A 2,522-nucleotide genomic window follows, 5' to 3' on the forward strand; every position below is an offset into this window, starting at 1 on the left:
AAAGAGCGGCCCCTCACAGGGCTAAAACACCCGCTTCACATCCTTGGGCTGATGGGCTTTGGGCTACTCGTAGAGTAACCACCCATCCAATACCAAGCTCACCAAACAACGCCCAGCTGGCCGCGGCCTTGCCGAGCGCAGTCGCGGCGATCAGCTCGCAGCATTGCATCGTGAGAAGAGTCCATTCGGCGGGATCGGCAAGCGGAGAGTCCATGCCATAGGTAACGAGGGCAAGACGACAATGGAAGAGGGGATGGCGACGTCACACCATGGGTTCACCGATAGGCTAGCGTACACGCCCTCCCCTGGGATTTGGCATGATAGAGCGCCTGATCGGCCTGTTCGGTCAAGCTCTGCCATGTGCAATCCAGCGAGGGAACCAGATAGCTAAAACCTATGCTAACCGTAATGAAATCAGTAACTCGGGAAGCCGGATGAGGGATCTTTAATTCATGGAGCCCCTCGTGAATCCGCTCCGCCAACCGCTCGGCCTCTCCGGGTTGTGGGCCGCACAGCAGGATCACGAACTCCTCCCCGCCATAGCGGGCCACCAGGTTGGTGCGCCGCCGCTCCGCCTCCTGCAGCAAACTGGCCACCTGTTGCAAACATTGATCCCCTTTGGCATGGCCGAAGTGATCGTTGTAGGACTTGAAGTCGTCCACATCGATCATCAGCACCGCCAGCAGGCCCTGGTGACGACGGGCCCACTCCCACTCACGCTGCATGGTGAGATCCCAGTGACGACGATTGGCTATGCCGGTCAGGGGATCCTCCAGCGACAGCAGCGACAGTCGCTTGTTGGCCTCCTCCAGCGCCCGGTTGGTCTCCGCCAATTGCATGGTGCGCTCGCTGACCCTCAGCTCCAGCTCCCGATTGAAGCGCTCCAGTGCGGCCTGGGTGCGCTGGCGGATCAACAACTGGGAGAGCATGGCCGCATACTGCTTGAAGATCTCGCTCTGGTACGCCTTGAGCGGCCGCCGCCACAACAGGTTGTCGGCTGCGATCCAGCCGATGGGAGTGGCACCGTCCCACAGTGAAACCATGGCATTCCAGCCACGCCCCACCTCCTGCTTCTCGTAGTAGAGCGGCGCATCTTCCAGCACCAGCACATAGTCCTTGCGGCGCAGGGCCTCCTGCACCGCGGGATGCTCAGGAATCGAGCTGATGAAGTGGCGCTCGTCAATGAGTTCACCCGCTTCGTTGGTGCCCCAGGTGCCGTGCATGGTCTTGAACTCGGCATCGACCAGGAAGATGGCGATGCGGTCGAACTGCAGATCCTGACGGGCCAGCGCCACCGCATCGTGCAGCAGTTGATGTTCGCTGTCGCAACGGGAAAGTTTGACCCCCACCTGATGCAACGCCTGCAACATGCTGAGGAAAGAGTCTTGCAGCGCCTGGCTGCGGATGAGATCGGCCTGGGTGTGCCTGCGTTGATCCCGCTCCTGATCGATCTGGTTGGCGAGCAAGCGGCTCTCCAGCTCGGCGGCCAGATAGTGCATCAGCAGTTGGATGCTCTGCTGCTGGCGTCGGGAGAGGCGATCGAGACGACGGCGGGTCTCCAGATAGACCACCGCCTTCAACCCCTTCTGGCGTTTGAGCGGGAAGCAGGCACGCAGGCGCGGAATTTCGGGTTCGACCGTCTCCCAGACATCGGTCGTCGGGGCTATCTGCTCCACCACCAGCTGGCCCTTGTCGAAGGCCTGTTCGATGAAAATGACGGGGAGTTTGAGGGGGGCAGCAATGTCTGCATTCAGGCAGACCAGCCCCTGATCGAGCTGAAAACTGTAAAGTTGGGACTCGGGAGCCCGCAACCAAAGGTAAATTTGTTCGGCTTCTGTCTTTTCCCTGACCGTTGCCAGCGTCACTTCACAGAGGTGTTCAAAACTGGTGAAGTGCTCTGGATCCCATTCCTGCATACCTGCCATCCTTGGTTGTATCCAAGCGAGTATATCGGCAAACTTTGCCATTAATTGACCAGGCAGTCAAAAGCGCGATCCAGAGCCCAATTTTTATAACAGATTCAATGCCTGCATCGCACTGCGGATGCGTTCACGGGTCGCCTCGGACAGCGGCATAACCGGCAGGCGGCACTCCTCACTGCAGAAACCGAGCAGGGAAACCGCATATTTGGCACCGGCCGGGCTCGGCTCGGCAAACATCGCCTGATGGAGCGGTATGAGCTGGTCTTGCAGTTCACGCGCGGCTTGCCACTTGCCAGCCAGCGTCAGGTTCTGCACCTCTGCCACCAGCTTGGGAGCCACGTTGGCAGTTACCGAGATACAACCCTGGCCACCGCCTATGTTGTAGGCCACGGCGGTGGCATCTTCACCGGAGAGCCAGGCAAACGGCGTTTTGATCAGCTGGCGCTCGGTCCAGGGGCGGGCCAGGTCGCCGGTGGCATCCTTCACGCCAGCGATACGCGGCAGTTCGGCCAAGCGAGCCAGGGTAGCCGGTTGCACATCGACGATGGCGCGCGGCGGAATGTTGTAAACGATGATGGGCTTGGTCGTCGCGTCGTGTAC

2 protein-coding genes are annotated in these 2,522 nt (G+C 60.2%); both read right to left on the bottom strand.

Features of this window, described 5'->3' with window-relative positions; genetic code table 11:
* Nucleotides 1-275 precede the first annotated feature (275 nt).
* Nucleotides 276-1,916: a sensor domain-containing diguanylate cyclase gene (locus AAC083_RS09340; protein WP_108536430.1), complete on the bottom strand. Its 1,641-nt coding sequence runs from the start codon at nucleotides 1,914-1,916 to the stop codon at nucleotides 276-278.
* A 93-nt stretch (nucleotides 1,917-2,009) separates the two neighbouring features.
* Nucleotides 2,010-2,522, bottom strand: a 513-nt coding sequence (locus AAC083_RS09345) for a dihydrodipicolinate synthase family protein (protein WP_181364699.1), incomplete at its 5' end; no start/stop codon positions are given.

It is taken from the genome of Aeromonas sp. HMWF014 (genome assembly GCF_963878295.1).
GTDB lineage: Bacteria > Pseudomonadota > Gammaproteobacteria > Enterobacterales > Aeromonadaceae > Aeromonas > Aeromonas popoffii.